Raw genomic sequence first — 20,611 nt, 5'->3', positions numbered from 1 at the left:
TCTGATTATTTTACGATTTTGACGTCCGGCAGACTGCCGGTCAGGCCGTTATAGATATCCGGTTTAAAACCGGTCACGCGGGCGCTGCTGGCCGAGAGAATTTTACGGTTACCCAGCAGGATCACCGGCGGATCGTTCGCCAGCACTTTATACAGTTCATGATAAATCGGCTTACGCTTTTCGATATCCAGCGTGGCGTTGCCTTCATTGATCAGCTTATCGACTTCAGGATTGTTATAGCCCGATTCCGTGGACTCTGTGCTGTAGTAATCCCAGACGCCATCGTGCGGATCGTTAAGCGTGCTTGTACTGAACGACGCCAGATCGTAATTCCCGGCCTTGCGCTGAGACATCAGCGCGTTGAAATCCACCACCTGTGGTTTCAGCAGCACACCGATTTTCTGATAGTTCACTTTAGCGATCGGGATCAGCGCATCGTTCAGCACTTTTTTGCTGACCAGCAGCGTCAGTTCAAGACGTTTACCGTCTTTCACACGGATCCCGTCACTGCCGGCTTTCCATCCTGCTTCATCCAGCAATTTGTTGGCCTGCGCCGGATCGAATTTGTACGGATTCACGCCATCAGTGTTATACGCCCAGGAAATCGGCGCGATCGGCTCAATCGCCACCGATCCATAGCCCTGATACACCACGTCGATCAGTTTCTGGCGATCCAGACCATAAATCAGCGCCTGACGGACTTTCACATCTTGTAATGCAGGGCGTCTGACGTTGAACTCAATCTTGCTGTAATCGCTGGAACCGTACAGGTTGATATTGGCAAAGCCGAGCATCTTCAGCTGTTCGATATCATCCGGACGCGAAGTGAACGCGTCATAATCGGTGTCACCCGTCTGGAACAGCTGGAAGTTAGTCGACGGATTGGTCACGCGATAGATAAATCGCGGAGTCGGCGGTACGCCACGATAGTAATTCGCGTTGGCGTGGAAACGGATCTCCTGCCCCGGAATATATTTGTCGTACACATACGGGCCATTGCCCAGAGGTTTGCCGTGCAGCGCGCGCAAATAATCGAGATTACCGCGCGTGTAGCCTTTACCGTAATACGCTTTCGAAAGTACCGGTCCGCCGATTTTTTGCAGCGTCGTAGCGCCCGGCTGTGTGGTGGTGACCTGTAACGTCAGCGGGTCAATCACTTTCAGGCCACTGATGCTGTCCGCCTTGCCCTGCTTATAGTCATCACCGCCGGTAATGTGTGCCAGCGTGATATCGGTGTCGCCATCATATTTCGGGTCGTACAACACCGTCAGCGTGAACGCGACGTCTTCTGCCGTCAGCGGAGAACCATCGCTGAATTTCAGGTCATGGCGCAGTTTGATAGTGTAAGTCTTGCCGTCAGGGCTGACCGTCCAGCTTTCTGCCAGACCAGGGACCAGTTTGCCCTGGCTGTCCCAGTCAATCAGACGGGCGAAAATCACATTAGTGACGTTTTCATCCCAGCCGTTAACGAAGAAGTAAGGGTTAAAAATACCCTGAGGTTCAGAGATCCCCGCGATCACTGTATCGGTGCGCAGTTTTGCTGCAGCAGGAACCTGACTGGCATCGGTGGCCGGTGTAATGCCTTCTTTTAAGACATCATCAGCGAAAGCAAAAGAAGACAACATTACGGCACTGGCCAGTAATGCGATTTTGAAAGAGGCAGTGCGACGTGCGCGTTGTACGGCTGGCGCGAAAGCGGAACGTAATAACGTAGCCAAAAGAGATCCCTCATCTGTAATGTGTGCAAACGGTTTACAAAACATGACAAAGAGTAAGGATGCGGTTTAGCCTTGTCTAACAACGAAAAAATATGGCTTATAGCTAATTGTTATTTCTTAATGCCGAAAAATAATTTCAAATAATCAAGTTAAATTCAATAAATTCATAATGTTATTTTTAGATTACTTAAGTTGCTTTTTAGCTATGGTTTTAATGATGGCGATGAAATGGCGGTGGAGTTTAGCCACCCCACCTTTTAAAGCGGATAGCAATCATAGCCTGTAATCATTGATTAGGCACAATAGATAAGAAACCCGCCATTGGCGGGTTTCATGTTTTAGTGCATCTGTAGAGATTGCTGCTGATGTTTGTCCGGATGCAACTGCACGGCGTGAACAGTCCCAGGCTCTACGATAATGTCGGCGATCGATTCATGAGTTTTAAACGTGCAACTGCAATTAATATTCTGACACTGATGATAACGCTCTTTGGTGTTGAGGCTCAGGTAACGACTGGAACGGGCGTGAGCGGCGTGCTGGCATTTCGGGCAGTGCATCATAACAATCACCATGTAATCATTTTAATCAGATGCAATCATTGTATGTTATTTCAAAAATCATACACTCGCTATTACAGTGATTTACATTAAACACAGGGGATTGCTATGGGAGTCGAGTTTCATATCACACGGGCTGAGTTTTGGGCTGATAATGAAGACAGTCAGATCGCCAGCGAAGAATGGCTGAATATTGTTAATCATGATCCGGAGCTTTCAATTTACGCGCCAAATGGTGAATTCTTTGCCTTATGGTCTGGTAAAAGTGCTTATCCAGAACCGTGGCTTGAATGGAACAATGGCAATATCTCAACAAAATGGCCTGATACCGCTTTGTATTTGAAAATGCTACAAGTTGCCACGGTGCTAAATGCAAAAGTTATGGATGAAGATGGCACCGAATATTCTTCACCTAGTGAGTGGGAATTTACACCTGAATCCTGACTAATGAACGAGGCGTTAATTCGCCTCGTCATCCTCCGTCGCCTCATAACTCACATCCGACAGCAACACCTCCAGATTCAGCGTCGTTACAAATCCACTATTGCCCAAGGTGTGTGTCACCTTGCTGATTATCCAAAGCTGCGCGTCGATCACGGATTTAAAGCCTGACACCGCCACCGGCGTCTCAGGAAATAAATCAGCCCGTCCGCGTGCCAGTGAGATCGAGAACTCTGCGACACCGCGCTGGAGTTTGTCCCACTTCGCCTGGGCTGCCCGCATGGCGGCCTTTTGCGTGGCGTAGATGGTGGTGAGCGCAAACACGTTTTCATCACTGCCCGCCAGATAATCCCCTTCCTTAGCCTCCGGCGTTTTCTGCACTTTCGCGCTGGTCTTCTTTGCCTTCGGATGTTGCAGGGCGCGGAGGTACTGCACTTTCGGTTTGCGCTGTACCTTCACTTTTTTCGGCTTCGGGTCTTTGGTATGCAGCCAGCTTGCCGACACGCCGGTATAAGCCCCACGGTCAGCAATATTGAACGTGTGCCCGTCGCCGTCACTGCGGATAATTGTCATCTGCGGGATTGGCTTCCCGCTCGCCGTCTTTGCCGCCCCAGGCTTGATAAACAGCAGGCAGCCCGCCTTGATGGCGACAACCGCGCCGTTCAGCTCAGCCAGACGCGTGATGAATTTCGCGTCCGTTTCCTGGGTCTGGTCGATGTGCGACACCGGCACGCCCCTGAAAGGTTCCGCAATCGCGGGCTTGAGGTTGTTGCGCGCCGCCACGGCAGACACCACCGCTTCCAGCGTCGTGTCGTGATAGGAGTTGTCGCGGCGGGAGTTCAGGCTGCCGCGATAGTCCGCACTGCGGGCGCGGATGGTCAGCGTGTCCGGCGTGCCGCGATGCTCCACCTCATCCACGGTAAAGTCGCCCTTGTTCGTCAGTGCCTGGCCTTTCCAGCCCAGCGCGATATTAATCACCGCACCGCGTGGCGGCATGTCCAGCAGGCCGTCGGTGTCGCTCAGCTCGATGTCGAGCTGGTCAGCTTCAAAGCCGCGGTTATCGGTGAGCGTAAGGGAAATCAGCCGGTTGCTGACGTCCTGCGTGATGTCTTTGCCACCGACGGTCACCGTGAAATCCGGTGCAAACTGCGCACCAGCGCCGATAGTCATATCCGTAATCACAGCAGCCCTCCTAACTGACCGGTTAAACCACCGGCCTGATCCAGCAGCCCGTCGGCCTGGGCTTTCATATCGCCAAACATCGCCGCCAGGGATTCATCCACGCGGGTCAGCGTCAGCGTGAATTCAATCCGGCGGGCGGCTCCGTTGGAAAAATGCTCAGTGTGGGTTTCGCTGACGCTGTTCACCACAAACATCCCGTAAATGGTGCCGCTGCCTTCCAGCAGAGGCCACGCCTTGCCCTCGTCAGCCATCAGGTTCAGTGCCATCAGGGAAAGCCGTCCGCCGGTGATTTCCGGCATCAGCACGCCGGACAGGGTAATTTTCTCCTCATTCACGCCGAGGAACTGCGGCAGCGGACGCAGGCCGACGCGGTTATTCGCAGGCCAGCGGTAATCGACGTCCCGCTGCAAACTTTGGTAAGGGACGGTCTGCAACTGAAACACAAACAGCCCGAGCGTTAACATCATGCGGATATCTCCTTAATCATTATCCATGCGGGAACGTTGCTTTGCGACGCGGGCGCGGTCACGGGCTTCCAGCTCGGCGCGGATCTGACGACTGGTATCCTGGACGCCTAAACCGGCATCGGCGGCAATGGTGTAATTGTGGGTGCTGCGGTCGATATAGCTGCGCCCGCCGCCGACGGAAACCGGCGTGTAACCGCCGCCCAGCAGACCGCCCGACGGCGGGGCAATAGGGGCGGGATTATCCAGCGGGTGCGCTTGCGGATCCCCGTCGCCGGATTGCTTCGAACGCTGATCAGCCTTGTCCGCCGTTTTATCAATATCTGCCGATTCATCCTTGATGATGCCGAGTTTCTCCAGCAGCCAGTCCACGCCATGCCGCAGTTTATTGAATGCTTTAAGAGGCCAGGTAAACGCGTCGGCAATTCCCTGCCCGACGATGACGCCCGCATTTTTGAAATTATTCAGCGTGTCCTGGGTCGCTTTCACCGGTGCAATCAGGTCTTTGAACCACTGAACGGCAGATTTCAGCCAGCCACCGAGCGAATCAAACATCGGCTTGAGCGGGGCGAAAAGCTCCTTAACAGGCTCAAATGCCACACTTAACCCTTCCACCACACCGGCAAAGAAAGCACTAATCGGTTCCCAGTATTTGCGGATAAGCAGCGCACCGGCGACAAACAGCGCGCCCACACCAACAATGATCCCTCCCACAGCCCACAGGGGCATACTTAACCCGCCGATAACCGTGGCTATTGCTCCGCCTGCTATGGTCAGAACTGTCCAGAGCGTACTGGCAGCAGCTACGATCAGATTAATGCCGCTGATAACCGGACCCGCCACCAGGCCAAACACACCGAGCGCGCCGATAATCAGCAGGGCACCGCCCGCAATTTTGCCGAGCGTCGTCGCCAGGGCTTTATTGTTCACAATCCACTTATCGAGTTTCAGCACGTAGCCGGTGGCGGTTTGCACCAGTTTGCGCAGGGATGAATCCTGCTGATCGAACAGGTCGGTGCCGACGGCCTCATAGGCTGACTGAAATTCCTTAAAGTCGCCCCCGAGGTTGTTCTGCATCACCTCCACAAGCGCCTTGGTTTTGCCGTCCGAGGTTTTGAATGCCTGGGTAAGTTTGTCGAGTTTGCCCGACGTTGCCCCATCCATCAGCACCATCGCCGCCGAACTGGCTTCCTCGCCAAAGACGGCTTTCATGTACTGCGCCCGCTGGGCATCACCAAGCTTATTTTTCTCAAAGCTCTTTTGCATTTCTTTCAGGATGGTAAACAGCGGGCGCATGTTGCCTTTGCTGTCCGCCGTTTTCACCTTCAGCTCACCCATCGCCGCCGCTGCGGTGCCCGTGGGTGCCTGCAGGCGGGTAATGACAGCGCGACTGCCCGTACCCGCCATTGAACCGGTGATTTTGGCATCCGCCAGGGCGGCAGCCATCGCGGCAGTTTCTTCGACGCTGATACCGGCTTGTTTTGCCACCGGCGCGGCATAGGTCATGGTGTCTGACAGCCCGTCAAAGGTGGCGGCAGATTTATTCATTGCTGTTGAAAGCACGTCGCCGATGTGCGCCACGGTGTCATTGGTCATGCCGAACGCAGATTTCACGCCCATCAGCAGGGTGGCGTTTTCCTCCATGGTGCGCTTGTTTGCCAGGGACAAATTCAGGATGGTCGGGGTCGCCGCCAGAATGCCGTCCTTGTCCGCGCCGGATTTGGCGACAATGATTTGCGCGGCGGCGGCATCATCCGCAGAGGCGGCAGTGTTGTCGCCGAGCTGCCGCGCCTGGGTGCGCAGCGCGGTCATATCGGCAGAGTCTTTTTCTAATCCTAACGTCGCCTGTAACTCTGAGTTTTTCAGGGCAAAGTCATATCCTGGCTTGAGCATCCCGGCACCGGCTACCGTGCCCGCCGTCGCAATCCCGACACCCGCAGCCCCCGCACCCGTCACGCTACCGGCGAATTGTTTACCGGCCTGATACCGGCCTTTGACCGCGTTGAGCTTGGACTGCTGCGCGCTGACACGAGCCAGGGATTCACGCTGCCGGTTGAGCTGCGCGGTGGTTTCACTGATGGAGGTTTTCAGGCGGCGCTCAGAGTCAGACAGCGTGCGCGTGCTGATGCCCGCCTGGCTGAGTTCCGTGCGCTGACGCTGCACCGACTGCCGCAGCCCGTTGAACTGGGTTTGCAACTGCGCGGCGGTGCGCTTCGCGGACTCCATGGCCTGCGCCTGTGCGCGGGTCGGGTTGGCGGTGTTTTTGAACTGGATAGCCAGCGCCGCCGCTTCCGCTTTGGCGTCTTTCAGTTTCTGGCTGGTCACGCCCAGCTGTGCGCTGGATTTCCTGAAACCGTCAATCTTTCCGGCCTGGGCGTTCAGGTCTTTGAGGGTGTTTTGTGAATTGCGAATATCTCCGGACAGCGCCTTACTGGCGTTCTGCACCGCTTTGAACGGGCGGGTCGCCTGGTCAACCGCCTTTAACAACACCTCTAACTTTACGTTACTCACTGTCGGTGGCTCCGCTGCGCTGCATGGCCTTATGACGCCACACCAGCAGCTCGGTCAGCGTCATCGGGTTCAGTTCTGACGGCGGCCAGTGAAAAATCACCGCAATATCCGCCATCAGGTCATCAACGGTCAGTGCCGCAGGAAGTTTTACTGTTCCGATTTCGGCGATAAAAAACCAATCACCTTGCCCGCCATGGCAATCAGGTCGGGCAGATGCAGGCTTTTGCAGTCCTGAGTGGTCAGGTTCGGGACGGTAATGCGCGGCAGGATCACGGTCAGCGCGTCAACGTCGGCATTCGCCAGCGCCGCCAGGCCAATCCCGCGCAGGTGTCCGGCGTTCGGCTTGATGATTTCAATCTGCGTGATCAGGGTGTCGCCACGCTTGATCGGTTCTTCCAGGATAACGATGTTTTCATTCTGTTCTGACATAGCGGTGTCTCTTATTCAAATTTGAGGTTTTGCGCCGGAGTCCGGCGCGGGTTACGGATTACAGGCCAATGTTTTTGCGGTGCTCCGCCACGCGGTCAACGCCGCCGACGATTTCCACCATGTTCACGGTATCGACTTCAATCACGTCTTTGCCGTCAATCGTGAGTTTGAAATAGGTACATTGGGTAGTGATTTTGGTTTCGGTGTCCTCACCCTGTTTGTACTCGCCGAAATCCATTTCTTTATGGCGTCCGCGCAGGGTGACTTCCACGGCGGAGGTGTCGCCGGTGTCGTCACGCTGGAAGGAACCGGCAAAGCGCAGCGGCACGGCATCCACCGCGCCCCACTGTTTCAGCACCAGTTCATCAAGCCCGCCCACCGTCCACTCAAAGGTCAGCGCGTCATCGTCCAGGCCAAAATCAATGGAGGCCGAACCGGTCATGCCGCCGCCGCGGTAGTTCTCAAGCTTGCGGGTGAGTTTCGGCAGCGTCAGCGCGCTGACCATGCCGAGGTAGCTGTTCCCGTCGTTAAACAGGTTCAGATATTTCAGTTTCTTAGGCAGTGCCATGTTTTAGCGCCTCTTAGCTATTGATGGAGGTGGCGAACGTCGCCAGGTACTGATCGGTGATGCGCTGACGCAGGGTTAAATCTTCCAGCGGCGGCACCGGCGTATAGTCGTAATCAATGAACAGCTTGCCCGCTTTCAGGGTTTCGACGGTGTTGGCTTCGGGGTCGTACCAGCAGGAACCATCAATGATCAGACCGGCAGATTTCATTTCTCGCAGCTTGGCGTTAATGCCCGCAATCATGTCTTTGATAAGCGTCGGGGTCATTGGCCTGTCCATCGCCCACAGGTGCGCTTCTGCCATGGTGTCCGCCAGCACCTGCGCGGTGCGGGTATAGTTCTCAAACAGGAACAGCGGATCGTCAGAGCAGGTGCGCTGCCCCCAGAACTTAAAGCCGTCTTTGCGGATAAGCGTGGTCACGCACGCCTGATTCAGCAGGTCGGCATCGGTGCCGGTGGTCTGCAAATCCCAGTACACGCTGGCAGACAGGCCGGTAACGCCGTTGATGCCGACGTTTGAAAGCGTTTTATGCCAGCCGGTTTCGGCGTCGATTTTGGCACGCAGGCCGAGCGCGTAAGCCGTCGCGGGCGCGATGTCGCTGGCGTTGGTGGTGGTGTTCCAGGACACGAAATCAGGCCAGACAACCATCAGCTCACGCTGGCTGAAATTGTCGCGGTACTTGATGGCATCGGACACGGTTTTGCAGCCGTACGCGCTGACGTAGCCAAAGGCGCGCAGCTGCTGACAGACGGCGGCGAGCGCCGTGGCGACTTCCTGATTATCAAGCCCCGGCACGCCGAGAATACGCGGCTTTACGCCGAGTTCAGTTTGCGCAGACAGCAGGGCTTTCATGCCGGTATACATGCCGGTTTCATCTGACCCGCCGATGATGTTTGAGGTGGTTTCCGCGTCGGTTTCGCCTTCCGCCACGCGAACAACGACGACCACCGGTTTAGCCTGGTTGGCGATTGCCATCAGGGATGAACGCAGCGTGCCGGTTTTACCGGCCTTGCCTGCGGCGGTTAATACGTTGGTAATGAGTACAGGCGTATCCAGCGGGAACGTCGCCGCGTCTGCGTCTTCTGCGGTGCAGACCATCCCGATGATGGCGGTGGAAACGGTGGAAATAACGCGGGTGCCGTCATTGATTTCAACAACGCGCACACCGTGATGATAATCAGCCATGGTGTTTTTTCCTGTAATTGGGGTGACGTCAATCATCGCGTGTTGGGGACAATCAGGCACGGCGGGGGCGGAGTGTGGGGAATGGCACAACGTGGTGAAGGTCAGATACAAAAAAGCCCCTCAGGGGGGCAGTCGTCAATAGATTTGAAAAGCGGGGGGCTAGTTTTCCAGCCCCAACTTTTCAGCCAGCCGGTGAAGCGCGCTGACGGTCATGACGTCCTCAGCCGCTTGTGAAAAGGCTGACCAGTTCGCCGCCAGAAAGCCCGCGATAATTTCCGCTTCCTCTTTGTTTAATTCCATTTCATCCTCCTGAATAATCTGCGGTTATCGTTGGGCATTTGCGGACAGCTATCAAATAGTTACTACAGATCAATTATCCGCAATTGATCGTTTTCAGCGATCAATCCAATGCAGGGTATTAACTGACGGGTTTACACCGGCGTGCCAGGCCACGCGATATCAGGCGCTGCCGAGGTATCCAGGCGGTTCAGCACCACGCGGTATTTTTTCCAGGCGAGGAGCTGCGTCTTTTCTTCTTCGGATGCCATGTCTAAATCAACCGCATCCTGCAAGGTGTCGATTTGCAAAACCGCCTGACTCATCAGTTCTTTTTTCTGTAACTCTGCGTCCTGGGTTTGTTGCAGCAACTCTGCCGCCTCATCTTTTACCCAGGCCTCACCGTCCCAGCGGTCAAAACGGCTGGCAGGCGCTAAACGGGTGGAATTGGCGGGCAGCGCGCCCAGCTCATTCACCACGACAGGCAGCCCGTTGTCAGTGCTGTAAACCGTCTGCCCGCGAAAATCCTCAACGATCACCCAGGCATCATTTTTGAAAATGGCGACCGTTCCGCTTTCGGTCTTAGGCGGTTTGATGTCGGTGCAGCGGGCAGGCAGGCCGGTATTGGGCGCAATCATCGCATCACTCTGACCGATGAATTCACCGGTCAGGGCGGCAAAGTCATACACTTTCACTGTTTGAATTTTGTCTGAGTATTTGAACATTATGCGAGTCTCACTAAGTAGTTAAAGGCGGTGTTTTTCACCGTGTTTTCTGTGTTGCCGGTGGCATTCACAGTGATGGTGTGACCGTGCGCCCCAATTGCCACGGTGTGGCTATGTGGACCAATATCTAAGGTGTGATTATGTGCGCCGATGTAGACGGTGTGCGCATGGTTGCCATCTGTGGTGGTCACGGCCTGAGCAGCCTGATTACTCCCGCCTTTTGCCCAGGCGGCATTTCCTGCGGCAGCTTCACGCAGGCCATAGAGCACCGCGCCGTCCTGGTTTTGAGGAATGCGGATCCCGTCGCCGTGATTGTGGTTTCCCTGCCCGTCCGTGCCTTTGTTACCGTAATCAAAGGTTGATGTGGTTCGGGTACCATAATCGACGGTGCTGACCGTTTTCGTGCCGAGGTCGGTGCTGGAGGCAGACGCCCCGTGCGTATGCGATTTGATGCCGTCCTGTTCCTGGGAAAGCACGGCGCGCCCGCTCGCCGGTTTGCCTTTGATGGTCTGCCCGCGCATATCAGGAATGACGCCGGACGGATACGCGATAGCCAGCGACGGATACGTTGTCTTGTTAAACGTCTGCCCGACCATCAGGGCAAAACCGGCGGGCACGGTGTCAGAAGGCCAGGGAACCGGCATTCCCACCAGCACGTCACCCACGGCTAACGCGCCAAGATTAGCCCGCGCCTCAGCGGCATTCTTTGCGCCGGTGCCACCGCTGGAAACAGGCAATGCCGTGTTTAATGTCAGCCCACCCACCACCGTCATGGCACTGGCAAAAGTGGCATCTTTAACGACCTTCATGGTGTCATTGATGGTCAGTGGCGAATCAATGGAAACCGCCGACGTGAAGATGTTGGCAGTGTCCCTGTTATATCCCAGATACAACGTCCCGCCGGTGCCTGAACCTGCATCCTTCAGACTGGCTGACAAGGTGACATTGCCGTTGTTATGGTCACGCAGAATGACGGCATCATTACGCCCGCGGATCACTGAATTCGCATTCGTTGAGGAAAGTGTAATACCTGACTCAGGCCGTAAAACGCCGTTTGCGATTTGTACGCTGTCAGTTTGTCCGTCGCAGACAATACGGGCTTTAATGGTGCCGGTTTCATCCCTGGCATCCATACGCATCACGCCTTCACCAGCGGGATAAATGGCAGCGGACAGGCCACCCAGCGCACGCCCTGCGTGCGGGTCTGTATCGGTCAGCGTATTCGGCAAACGAAAATACATATTCCCCATTGAGGTCAGCGCAGAGGGAAGATTTGCGGCGGACACCTTGCCGACGCGGCTGGTGAAAGACATGTAAGCTTCATAGTCATTCGGTCTCATGATGCCGACGCGATAATTAGCCTGGATCGAACTGGCGACCTCCAGGTTAGCCGCCATTTTAACGCTGGACGCAATGTCGGTAAGTTTGCTGAGGCCGGTAATATCCGCGTTCTCACCCGATCGGGCGACGCCCAGCCGCGTCAAATCCGTCAGCGTCATGCTGCCGCTGTCCAGAATCTTCCGCCAGCCGAACGGATAACCGCTGTCGCTGAGGAACCATTTCCAGCCGCCCGCTGCGGTGTATGATCCAATGCGCTCAAAAATCTGTCCGTCGTTATTAATCAGGCGCTGATAGGCCGCCGCACCCGCCGCCCAGTAGCGCCGCCAGTTGTGCAACTGACCGGCAACGACGTAGGTCGCACCCAGAGGATGATCTTCAAACGTGGCAGAAATACTGACGGGATTAGTGACGTCAATAATGGACGGGTCATCCAAACGCTTAACCTTGGTCGTGTCCGTTGCCAGCATCAGATTGCTCATTGCCCCGACGTCCGCCGCCGCCAAAGTGATATCAGCACTCAGCGCCTTATTATTGACCTTGCGGGTGGAAGGTACGCGGGTGTTGGCATTGTCGTTGGCGGTCTTCACCGCCTTTGGCGTCGCCGCCAGCGTTTCGCTGGTACTGCTGACCGAGCTGTTAAGCTGCACAAAACCTTTTGCTGTCAGCGTACCGTCGGGATGGTTACGGGATTTTTCATGCGCCGCCAGCAGGTCATTCACATACTGCTCCGTTGCCATAATCACCGAGTCGTCGATCAGCAGGCTGATCGCTTCGGTGTTGCTGACGGCAATCACCATGCGCAACGTCTGCGTGCGGCCTGAACCTTCCGCCAAAGTTGGCTTGTACGTGTCCGCCATGTTGCAGACGGCAATCAGCGCGCCGTCGTCAGCAAACAGCCCCATTTCACGCATCCAAAAACCGCCAATGCTGGCAGAAATCACCGCCTCGGCAATCACCCAGTTGCCATGGGTCGGATCCAGCTTTAAGGAATTGAGCGGCGTGCGGTACACCTCTTTAACCAGTTTGGTCTGCGTGGCGACGGGTGTGGTCGCCTTGCCGTTGCCGTCACCGACGGCAAGCTGCGTAATGTTGATGTCAGTTCCCGCCGCAATGGCTGCCGCAATGCGCGACTGCCCGAGCGTGGTGACAACGGATTTAAATGTGCTCATATCGTCCTCTTATGCGGGGTAAACGGTCAGCAGTTCGCCAAGGTATTGCGCTGCGCCAATGTAAACATCGCCCTTAATATCCTGGGTGATGGTCAGCCCGATCAGATGGCGGCTGGCAGGCTTGGCGTCAGCAATCAGCCTTTCCATCTCGTTATACATTTCTTCGGTGATGCCGGTTTCCAGTACGCCGATGTCCAGGCGAAACGTGCCTGGCTCGTCATTCGTTTCCCACCACTCGGTCACGTTAATCAGGTAGCCGAGCGGCTCCACCACGCGCCGGATGGCACCGATGGTTCCCTTATGGCAGTGAATGAACCAGGCCGACTGAATCACGCGCCGCTTAGTGGCAACCGGCCAGTTTTCATCCCAGCGGTCAACCGACAGCGCCCAGGCCAGATAGGGCAAGAACTTCACCGGGCAGGTCAGCGGATCCCAGAGCTGCCGCAGCGGCAGCGGCACGTTTTCAAGCTCCGCGCAGGCATCGGCGGCGGCGACTTCCAGCACAGAGGAACCGACGGGCAGCAGAGGATCACTCATCGTAACCGCCCACTTTCAAGGTGTACGCGGTGCAGAATGACGCCTGGGTTTTGTCCAGCTCGATGTCGGCCTTCGGGCTTTTCAGCTCCACCCGCTGCACGCCTTCAACGTGCAGCGCGGCATAAATGGCCGACAGCCGGATGTCGCGGCCTAGTCGGTGCTGCGCGGTGGTGTAGGCGATAAGCTTCGCTTCGGCGGCTGCGCGGATGGGTTCGGCTTCCGGACCAGGGAACAGGTACAGCACGGCATCGATGGTGTAATTCACGACGGTTGCTGACTGAACGGTCACGCGGTCGGCCACGGGACGGACGTTCTCGTCATTGAGCGCGGCCTGAACTTTCGCCAGCAGGTCGGCGGGCGCGGTGCCGTTGCCGGTCTGCGCCAGCACGGAAATCGTCACGCAGGCAGGCGACGGACTGATCACCGAAATATCCGCCACCCGCCCGTCAGCCGAGCGCCCGTGATATTCATAGGAGCCGACCGGACCGGCTACACTCAGCCCTTCAAACGCCTGCTGCGCACGGATACGCAAATCAGCATCGCTTTCCATGACTGCCGCCACGGCGGGCACGCTGACCGTATCCGCAGGGGTGATCGTCAGGCGTGCCACGCTGAACGTGGCGGCGATATTGTCCAGGTCTGTGCCGGTGGCATAAGCCAGCATCACCGCCTGCGCAGCTTCATTAACCCGCTGACGCAGGATCACTTCGCGATAAGCGTTCTCCTCCAGCAGCTTCACAATCGGTTCAGACTCCAGGGTCAATGTGCGGGCGATGGCGGCCTGCTGGTCTTCGGGGTAAAGCGATACCAGCGTGGCTTTGCGTTCCGCCAGGAGGATTTCGTAATCCAGCACCTCCACCACGTCGGGGGCGGGTAACTGGCTCAGGTCGATAGTTGCCATAATTCAGCTCACGGGTAGGGTTAAGGAAATGGCGGCGGACGTGTCTATGCGGATGCCGGTGATATCCACTACGCCTTTTCCGTCAAACGTCGTTTCAAAGGTGATGCCGGTCAGGCTGACGCGTGGCTCCCATTTCAGGATCGCGCTGTAACAGGCCGCCATGATTTGCAGGCGTAGCGCCGCATTCTGCGGGCGGTCAGTCAGCATCGATAGCAGCGAACCATAGTCGCGGCGCATCACGCGGGAGCCGACGGGCGTGCGCAAAATGTCGCTGACCGACTGCTGAATGTGCGCCAGGTCTTCGAAGCTGCCGCCCGTCTCACGGGACATGCCGATGTATTTTGCGTTACTCATGAAGGCACCTGCGTCTGACCGCCGCCCGTCTGGACGCCGCCGTGTTTATGGGTATGCACAACCACGCCGTTTGACGTGATGCTGCCGCCGCTGTGTGTGAGGTTGCCGGTCATCTTGCCGCCCTGTTTAATTTCGATAGTGCTGGTGGTGAGTTTTTTCGTGCAGACCACCTCCGGCGTGTCGAGCGTGATGCGGGTTGTCGCAGTACATGTGATATTTGGTGCGGTCACCGCCACCTTATCGGCAGCGTTCACCGTGGCGGACTTGATGCCGGTTGCCAGCAGCGCGCCGGTTTTGGGTTCGTACTCGATCACCGCGCCGTCGGGGAAAGTGACGTGCACGGCATCGGCTGACGCTGACGGCGCAGGGAATTCATCAGAGAAAACACCAGGCATCACAAAGGCGGTATCCAGCTCGCCGCCCAGGCAGAACAGCAGAACCTGTTCACCGGCGGACGGTGCCCACCAGGAACGTGAGCGCCCTGCGCGGGAAGTCAGCCAGTGCAGCCAGTCGGTGACGTTGCCGCCGGTGTTCACGCGACAGGTGCCTGCAACCAAATCCACCTCGGCAACGGTGCCAATGCGGATCAGATTGCGCAGCAGGCGCGGAATATCGTTGTTTGGGATGGATGTATTCATGGATAAAAGAATGCCGCCCTGTCAGGCGGCATACAATTTGAGGCGAGTTGATGGCGGGTGGCACAACGTAGGGTATTAAAAAGATAAAAACATACCTTTCCGCTACCCAATCAAGTTTCGAAAAACGTTGATTTTATTGGATAGAAGTGATAAAAAAAACTTGGTCTATAAACAGATTTTGTGTCGCGTATCGCGATAAGTGAAAGTAAGGTTGGAGACAACCGCCGCGTTGAAATAATATGGCCACCGGTGGGTCGCCGTATGAGTGCGATAAGAGTGTTTATAGACCCCTCCCCTCAATTTTTAATATGGATATTATGTCAAAACTAGCGGATATACGTAGTTTAAAAAGTCTCAGCGATGTTGCAGATTTTTTGGGTTGCGAACCGAAGAACCTTGCTTACTCTTTATATTTCGCAAAGAATAAATATAAATCTTTTGAAATTTATAAAAAAAGTGGTGGGGTACGGATTATTAATGCACCCAATGAAAAACTAAAATCTTTGCAGAAGATACTAGCTGGATATTTAAGTGAATGCTTGGATGAGATTTACAATACACATGGTGGAAATAAAATATCACATGGTTTTGTGAAAGGAAAAACAATTATTACTAATGCCAGTCAACATAGAAATAAAAACCTCGTATTCAATATTGATTTATCTGATTTTTTCAATACTATAAACTTTGGTCGTGTTCGTGGCTTTTTCATAAAAAATAAATATTTTTCCATGGATGAAAAAGCAGCAACTGTTTTTTCCCAGATTGCTTGTCATGAAGGTAGATTACCACAAGGAAGTCCATGCTCTCCTGTAATTTCAAATCTAATACTTAATATTCTGGATATCCGACTAGCAAGTTTAGCATTTAAGAATAGTTGTAATTACACTCGTTATGCGGATGATTTAACATTTTCTACAAATAGGAAAGAATTTCCTATCGATATAGTCAAAGATGAACTTGGAGATTGGGTTGTTGGAAACAAACTACATAAAGAAATCACCAAGTGTGGATTTATAATAAACAAATCAAAAACAAGACTTCAATACAAAGACTCTAGGCAAGATGTTACCGGATTAGTAGTAAATAAATTCGTCAATGTACCTAGTGATTATAGACGCTTGACTAAATCAATGGCTCATGAGTTATTCAGAACAAATGAGTTTTATATAAAGCTTCCTGACGGGGAAAGTATTGAAGGGACGCAAAATCAACTAAATGGAATGCTCAGTTATATTTATAGCACTAGAAAAATTACTATACACAAAAACTTTGACAGTACCATCCCTCGTGACGGCAAAGGAATACCTATTCTTGATGCTAGCGATAGATTGTATTCGGATTTTCTTTTTTATAAAAATTTTGTGGCTAACGATAAGCCGATTGTAATTTGCGAAGGTAAAACTGATGTTGTGTATTTGAAGCATGCAATAAAATCAAGATATGAAAAATATCCTAACTTAGTTGAAATTAAGAAAAAAGAGAAGGCACTAAAAATACAGATCTTAGGTGCTTCTTTCTTAGTGAACCATTTGCTAGATCTTCTTACAGGTACCACTGCAATTAAAAGATTCGTCGAGTCTTATGCTACAAGATTGTCAAAGTATAAATGCCCCCCTCTCAACAACCCAGTTATTATTCTTACTGACAATGATGACGGAATTAAAGGTTTAATTCACGCAATAAATGGGAAGTACAAGGAGTCCGAAGACAGAGACGGAATATATTTCATTACTAGTAATTTATATTTAATAAGAACGCCTTTGCTTAATGATAAGAATAGTAGCAAAATTGAAGACTTTTTCACTAAAGAGCTGCTTGCTAGAAAGTTAGACGGTAAAACTTTTCATCCTGATAATGATACTGACAATACAATGCATTATAGTAAGCAAGTTTTTGTCGAAAAAATAATAAAGAAGGAATACAAATCCATCGATTTTTCAGGATTTGATTCGATCATTAACTTATTAGAAAAGACAATAATTGATCATAAATAATATCTTTGATGGATGGAAAGTTAAATGGAATTTGCACTTTATTCAACTCCGTGCAAAATTTTGATAATCTCATCTTCCACAATCTTCATATCCTCCCCATCCAGACCTAACAGCGGGCGCGCCGGATACTGCATTTCTTTTGCCCGGACGGACGGACGATCCCGCAGCCCGTACTGATGCACTTTAGCCATGCGCTGCACCTGGCCGGTAAATTCCACCACGGCATCGTCAGCGGTGCCTTTGGCTTTCATGTATTTTGCCGTGCGCAGTTTGGCGAACATTTCCCGCTTGATGCGGCCTTTCTTTGCTCTTAGAGGCTGCGGGCGGCGCGGCGTGAAGGGGTGCCCCTCTGGCGTAACCTGCTGCTTAATGCGCTGCTGCTGATGTTTGCGCAGCCGCTTCGCAATGGTCGCCGCCATCGCCTTCCGGCTTTGCGGTGAGAGCGCGGCAATCAATCCCGCCAGGCGGGTATCAAACGCAGACAGTTCACTCATTCCACTGACTCACTAACTCGCCGTGCAGGTACAGCTCACGCGGCCTTTCCACCGGCTCCGGCAGCGGCGGTTCCGGAAAATGCTCCACGTACAGACCGGCATCAATCTGTTTCACGATCACGCGCTCGGTGAGCTGCACATCAATCGCGATATCGTAGGAACCATCATCCAGCATATCGGCCTTAAACTTAAAGCCGGTCTGCTGCTTTTCCGGTGTCGCCATAATGTCCGGCTGGTTCTCACGCAACCAGGCAAGGATGGGCACAATGATCAGATCGCAGTCCTGGGCAAAGTTGGTGATCAGCAGCTCGGTCTGATACTGGTATTCAAACGACAGCGAACTGGCTAACGTGGAAACGATACGCCCATTGTCCACAAACATCCGAAGCTGGTCGGGGCTGGTTTGCAGCACCGGCAAGGCGTCAGTGAGGGCTTTTCGTAGCTGTGCGGGTTTTAACACGGTGTTCCTCCTGGCATTGTTTGACCGCTTCCACCTGGAGGCCGCAGGCTGTCAGCGCGGCCTCCAGGTTTCTGACATCACTGCTTAAATCGCCGTTAGTGGCGGGTGAACTTGCCGGTATCGGGCAGCTCGTCACCGCCGGACAGCCAACGTAAATAATCTGCGGCGCTGGCGAAGGCGGGACGGGCGTGCATCCGGCCAATGCCGTCAGGCAGGCGAGCGCTATACCAATCGCGCATTTCCTGATTTTCATTGAGTAACCTTTGAATTGTGTATTCACGGACGCGTGCCTGCTGACTTGCCCGTGAGAGCTGGGTGCGCAGGCTTTGCTCCTGGCGTTCCCGCGTCACGGCGTCATCGTTCAGGCGGTGAATGGCGTTGTCGCGGCTTTCGATACCGGCGGACAGCGTGCCGATAATACGCTGCGCCTGGTCTGCCTCGTCATGCAGGCCGCCGATACGCCAGGTTTGCACCCCCGCCAGCGCGCACGCGGCCAGCATTAACAAAATTAAAATGCGCATCAGACACCCCGCAGGCAGTAGGCCAGCTCATTCGCGCGGCGACGATCTAGGCCGCTGACGCGGACACCGTTCACAAATACCCAGCGCGGCAACTGTTCGCAGGCTTTTCGCCATTCCCCCTTGTTGATGAAAAACGCCAGGGTAGATTTACACGCCGCCGTCACGCCGACGTTGAACGCAAAAGACGCCACGGCGTCATACACCGGCTGTGGCATGGCAACCGGCATACATCGGGCAATGCCTTTCTCCACCCGTATCACGTCTTCCACCAGGTTAACGGCGGCCTGACGTTCGCTGATTTGGGTCTGCGGCTTCACGCCTGCGGTGTGCCCTATGCCGTTTGTCCAGACGCCCGCGCTGCATTGATAGGCGGAAAGACGGCAGCCTTCAAAATCGGCAATCAGTGCCAGACCGGCGGCGGAGGTTTTCAACGTCGGCGTTTGCGGCAGCAGCGCGGCAATCGCCAGGACGGCGGCGACGGCGCAGCGTCTAACGATTGATGGCTGCATTAATGTCTCCTCTGACGCCCATAGCTTTCAGCAGTCGGTAAGTTTTGCGCCGGTAGTACCAGTTCACCAGGAAGGTCGCGACGCCGACGGCGGCACCGACTAAAAAGGCAATATCCTGCGGCGACATTGCGCCGAGCCATGCAAGAAAGGCCGCGACGCAATAACAAATAAACGAGGTGATGCGCTCCATGGTCATCAGTCCCAAAGTGAGACGGTTTCACTGACTGCGGCCTGAGTAATATCCGGCAGTTCCACCGCGTAGCCATGGGGCAATATTGCCCCGGCGGCAGCTAACCCCACGTTAGCCGCGTAAACCTGCTCGACCACCGACTCGGTGCGCCCGTAGTATCGCCAGCAGAGCGAGTCCACGGTGTCGCCCTGTTCGGCAATGACTTTCATCAGAGCAGCCCGATGATGCAGTGAGACACACCGGCGACGTCGCTGATCGCGTTTCGGCCGTCACGCCATAAATCATCAACGGTGCTTTCGACGATCGCGGCCTTTTTGCTGCCCGCGTCGGTGGTGTCGCTGTTCGGGTAACGCTCCGCCAGAAATGCCGCCGCGATGGACGCCACGGCGCGTTGATAGGCACCGACCTTCACGCTTTCATCGTCAATCTGGTCGGCGGGCACGTCTTCCAGCGTCTTAAATCCCTGGGACTTTTGCGCTTCGCGATAGCTGTACAGCTCGGCGTTCACCTCCGTCATGGCAAACTTCGCGGCGGCGCGCAGGCGTTTAGCGGTGACGGTGCCCTCCAGGCGCAGCGTGTCGCGCAACTCAAGCGGGTCAACATCAGGCCAAAAATGGGTGTTCTTAATCGCGGGTTCCGTCGCGGCGTCCGGCTTTGGTGCAGGTATAACAAGAGACGACATGTTGACCTCTGAATGGGGGGCGGTGGACGCCAGCGTTGAACAAGGTCAAAGACCTGCCGCGGCTGGCGTGCCGCCCTGCGCGGGGCGCATTCTTTTAGCTGCCGGATGCCTTTCTAATGGCGGATTCCAGGCGCTCAATGTCTTTCTTAACGCCTGATTTGTTATCAAGAATTAAGGCATTTTTCAGGCGTTCGAGGGCTAACGCCTCCTTGCCGCCGTCGCGGTAGAGATAGCCGATAATCTTATGCAACTGGGCACGGACTTTATCGGGCATATCCTCAGCGTCGGTCAGCTCCAGCACCTCCAGCATCAGCTCAATGCTGACCGTTTCACCGGCGTCGCGGGCGCGCGTGGCCTGGTCGATCACTTCCTCGGTGAAGGCGCAGCCCGTGGTGCGGTTGCCGAACGGCATGGCGAGCCGGTGCTTAAAGGCATAGCGGGCAATGTTCAGCGCCCCGGCAATGTCACCGGCATCGATACGCCAGATCATGACGGTCATCAGGATGGCATCCTGCGCGCCGTTCCCTTCGGCCAGCACGCCCGACACCCACGGGGCATATTCCGGCAGCAGGCGGCGTTTTACTTCCGCTTTGGCCTGGAAGGACTGATGTTTGCTCAATTCCTGCTTATCCGCATTGAGCTTTTGCATTTGCAGTTCGTAGCCGGTGGCGTGACGCAACAGGCCGGAGGCCTGCTGCGCTGCGTTGATAGCTGACTGCCGCAGCATGTGACGACGGCAAGGGCTAATCATGTTATGTCCCCCT

27 protein-coding genes are annotated in these 20,611 nt (G+C 54.6%); 2 read left to right on the top strand and 25 right to left on the bottom strand.

The annotated features are described in order from the left end of the window. Positions 1–5: 5 nt before the first annotated feature. Both ACJY2G_RS21880 and ACJY2G_RS21875 read right to left on the bottom strand, forming a co-directional pair. Entirely contained in the window at positions 6–1,625 is a 1,620-nt protein-coding gene (locus ACJY2G_RS21880; protein WP_430319649.1) for an ABC transporter substrate-binding protein, read from the bottom strand. Positions 1,626–2,056: 431 nt separating this feature from the next. Beyond that, positions 2,057–2,278 (bottom strand): DNA-binding transcriptional regulator, encoded by a 222-nt coding sequence (locus tag ACJY2G_RS21875; RefSeq protein WP_014341711.1) that lies wholly within the window; start codon positions 2,276–2,278, stop codon positions 2,057–2,059. A 105-nt stretch (positions 2,279–2,383) separates the two neighbouring features. On the opposite strand from ACJY2G_RS21875, the gene ACJY2G_RS21870 reads away from it, so the two are divergent. Beyond that, entirely contained in the window at positions 2,384–2,719 is a 336-nt protein-coding gene (locus tag ACJY2G_RS21870; protein ID WP_439292140.1) for a hypothetical protein, read from the top strand. Between the two features lie 15 nt (positions 2,720–2,734). Here the strand turns inward: ACJY2G_RS21870 and ACJY2G_RS21865 are convergent, their stop codons facing one another. From ACJY2G_RS21865 to ACJY2G_RS21800, 14 genes are all read right to left on the bottom strand, one after another. Then, positions 2,735–3,886 carry a phage late control D family protein gene (locus ACJY2G_RS21865; RefSeq protein WP_439292149.1) on the bottom strand — a complete coding sequence of 384 codons (1,152 nt, stop codon included), beginning with the start codon at positions 3,884–3,886 and terminating at the stop codon, positions 2,735–2,737. Positions 3,887–3,894: 8 nt separating this feature from the next. After that, complete coding sequence (locus tag ACJY2G_RS21860; protein ID WP_113876558.1) at positions 3,895–4,365, bottom strand: phage tail protein; 471 nt, start codon at positions 4,363–4,365, stop codon at positions 3,895–3,897. A gap of 12 nt (positions 4,366–4,377) precedes the next feature. Beyond that, on the bottom strand, positions 4,378–6,873 hold the full coding sequence (locus ACJY2G_RS21855) for a phage tail tape measure protein (RefSeq protein WP_439292139.1): 2,496 nt from the start codon (positions 6,871–6,873) through the stop codon (positions 4,378–4,380). Beyond that, entirely contained in the window at positions 6,866–6,988 is a 123-nt protein-coding gene (locus ACJY2G_RS21850) for a GpE family phage tail protein (RefSeq protein WP_113876560.1), read from the bottom strand. The genes ACJY2G_RS21855 and ACJY2G_RS21850 overlap by 8 nt, the downstream gene beginning before the upstream one ends. 32 nt (positions 6,989–7,020) lie before the next feature. Continuing rightward, positions 7,021–7,302, bottom strand: a complete 282-nt coding sequence (locus ACJY2G_RS21845) for a phage tail assembly protein (protein ID WP_120349675.1) — start codon at positions 7,300–7,302, stop codon at positions 7,021–7,023. Between the two features lie 58 nt (positions 7,303–7,360). Further along, positions 7,361–7,870: a phage major tail tube protein gene (locus ACJY2G_RS21840; protein WP_113876562.1), complete on the bottom strand. Its 510-nt coding sequence runs from the start codon at positions 7,868–7,870 to the stop codon at positions 7,361–7,363. Positions 7,871–7,883: 13 nt separating this feature from the next. Beyond that, positions 7,884–9,053: a phage tail sheath protein gene (locus ACJY2G_RS21835; protein WP_439292138.1), complete on the bottom strand. Its 1,170-nt coding sequence runs from the start codon at positions 9,051–9,053 to the stop codon at positions 7,884–7,886. A 159-nt stretch (positions 9,054–9,212) separates the two neighbouring features. After that, positions 9,213–9,353 carry a hypothetical protein gene (locus ACJY2G_RS21830; protein WP_439292137.1) on the bottom strand — a complete coding sequence of 47 codons (141 nt, stop codon included), beginning with the start codon at positions 9,351–9,353 and terminating at the stop codon, positions 9,213–9,215. A 131-nt stretch (positions 9,354–9,484) separates the two neighbouring features. Next, a complete protein-coding gene (locus ACJY2G_RS21825; RefSeq protein WP_439292135.1) occupies positions 9,485–10,054 on the bottom strand; it encodes a tail fiber assembly protein in 570 nt (189 codons plus the stop codon). Continuing rightward, entirely contained in the window at positions 10,054–12,564 is a 2,511-nt protein-coding gene (locus tag ACJY2G_RS21820) for a phage tail-collar fiber domain-containing protein (RefSeq protein ID WP_439292134.1), read from the bottom strand. The genes ACJY2G_RS21825 and ACJY2G_RS21820 overlap by 1 nt, the downstream gene beginning before the upstream one ends. A 9-nt stretch (positions 12,565–12,573) precedes the next feature. Further along, positions 12,574–13,101: a phage tail protein I gene (locus ACJY2G_RS21815; RefSeq protein WP_439292133.1), complete on the bottom strand. Its 528-nt coding sequence runs from the start codon at positions 13,099–13,101 to the stop codon at positions 12,574–12,576. Then, entirely contained in the window at positions 13,094–14,002 is a 909-nt protein-coding gene (locus ACJY2G_RS21810; protein ID WP_439292132.1) for a baseplate assembly protein, read from the bottom strand. Before ACJY2G_RS21810 ends, ACJY2G_RS21815 begins: the two co-directional genes overlap by 8 nt. Positions 14,003–14,005: 3 nt before the next feature. Then, positions 14,006–14,356, bottom strand: a complete 351-nt coding sequence (locus ACJY2G_RS21805) for a GPW/gp25 family protein (protein ID WP_439292131.1) — start codon at positions 14,354–14,356, stop codon at positions 14,006–14,008. Further along, positions 14,353–14,994, bottom strand: a complete 642-nt coding sequence (locus ACJY2G_RS21800; RefSeq protein ID WP_439292130.1) for a phage baseplate assembly protein V — start codon at positions 14,992–14,994, stop codon at positions 14,353–14,355. The genes ACJY2G_RS21805 and ACJY2G_RS21800 overlap by 4 nt, the downstream gene beginning before the upstream one ends. 317 nt (positions 14,995–15,311) lie before the next feature. Between ACJY2G_RS21800 and ACJY2G_RS21795 the strand changes: the two genes are divergently transcribed. Continuing rightward, a complete protein-coding gene (locus tag ACJY2G_RS21795) occupies positions 15,312–16,991 on the top strand; it encodes a retron Ec67 family RNA-directed DNA polymerase/endonuclease (RefSeq protein WP_167459689.1) in 1,680 nt (559 codons plus the stop codon). A 38-nt stretch (positions 16,992–17,029) separates the two neighbouring features. Here the strand turns inward: ACJY2G_RS21795 and ACJY2G_RS21790 are convergent, their stop codons facing one another. From ACJY2G_RS21790 to gpM, 9 genes are all read right to left on the bottom strand, one after another. Beyond that, entirely contained in the window at positions 17,030–17,485 is a 456-nt protein-coding gene (locus ACJY2G_RS21790; RefSeq protein ID WP_439292128.1) for a phage virion morphogenesis protein, read from the bottom strand. Then, positions 17,478–17,945, bottom strand: coding sequence for a phage tail protein (locus ACJY2G_RS21785; protein ID WP_439292127.1), 468 nt, complete (start codon positions 17,943–17,945; stop codon positions 17,478–17,480). The genes ACJY2G_RS21790 and ACJY2G_RS21785 overlap by 8 nt, the downstream gene beginning before the upstream one ends. Continuing rightward, on the bottom strand, positions 17,908–18,147 hold the full coding sequence (gene lysC / locus ACJY2G_RS21780; protein WP_259463060.1) for an Rz1-like lysis system protein LysC: 240 nt from the start codon (positions 18,145–18,147) through the stop codon (positions 17,908–17,910). The genes ACJY2G_RS21785 and lysC overlap by 38 nt, the downstream gene beginning before the upstream one ends. Further along, positions 18,041–18,466: an Rz-like lysis system protein LysB gene (gene lysB, locus ACJY2G_RS21775; RefSeq protein WP_439292126.1), complete on the bottom strand. Its 426-nt coding sequence runs from the start codon at positions 18,464–18,466 to the stop codon at positions 18,041–18,043. The genes lysC and lysB overlap by 107 nt, the downstream gene beginning before the upstream one ends. Continuing rightward, positions 18,466–18,975 carry a lysozyme gene (locus ACJY2G_RS21770; RefSeq protein WP_439292125.1) on the bottom strand — a complete coding sequence of 170 codons (510 nt, stop codon included), beginning with the start codon at positions 18,973–18,975 and terminating at the stop codon, positions 18,466–18,468. Before ACJY2G_RS21770 ends, lysB begins: the two co-directional genes overlap by 1 nt. After that, positions 18,956–19,165 carry a phage holin gene (locus ACJY2G_RS21765; protein ID WP_047609759.1) on the bottom strand — a complete coding sequence of 70 codons (210 nt, stop codon included), beginning with the start codon at positions 19,163–19,165 and terminating at the stop codon, positions 18,956–18,958. Before ACJY2G_RS21765 ends, ACJY2G_RS21770 begins: the two co-directional genes overlap by 20 nt. Positions 19,166–19,170: 5 nt before the next feature. After that, positions 19,171–19,374 (bottom strand): tail protein X, encoded by a 204-nt coding sequence (locus tag ACJY2G_RS21760; protein WP_056779122.1) that lies wholly within the window; start codon positions 19,372–19,374, stop codon positions 19,171–19,173. After that, a complete protein-coding gene (locus ACJY2G_RS21755; protein WP_439292124.1) occupies positions 19,374–19,847 on the bottom strand; it encodes a head completion/stabilization protein in 474 nt (157 codons plus the stop codon). The genes ACJY2G_RS21760 and ACJY2G_RS21755 overlap by 1 nt, the downstream gene beginning before the upstream one ends. A 94-nt stretch (positions 19,848–19,941) precedes the next feature. Beyond that, entirely contained in the window at positions 19,942–20,598 is a 657-nt protein-coding gene (gene gpM / locus ACJY2G_RS21750; RefSeq protein WP_439292123.1) for a phage terminase small subunit, read from the bottom strand. Positions 20,599–20,611 lie beyond the last annotated feature (13 nt).

The organism is Rahnella sp. ATs2 (assembly GCF_051851855.1).
GTDB lineage: Bacteria > Pseudomonadota > Gammaproteobacteria > Enterobacterales > Enterobacteriaceae > Rahnella > Rahnella variigena.
Note: the sequence above shows the minus strand (reverse complement) of the source record. Positions and strands in the feature narration are given on the sequence as shown.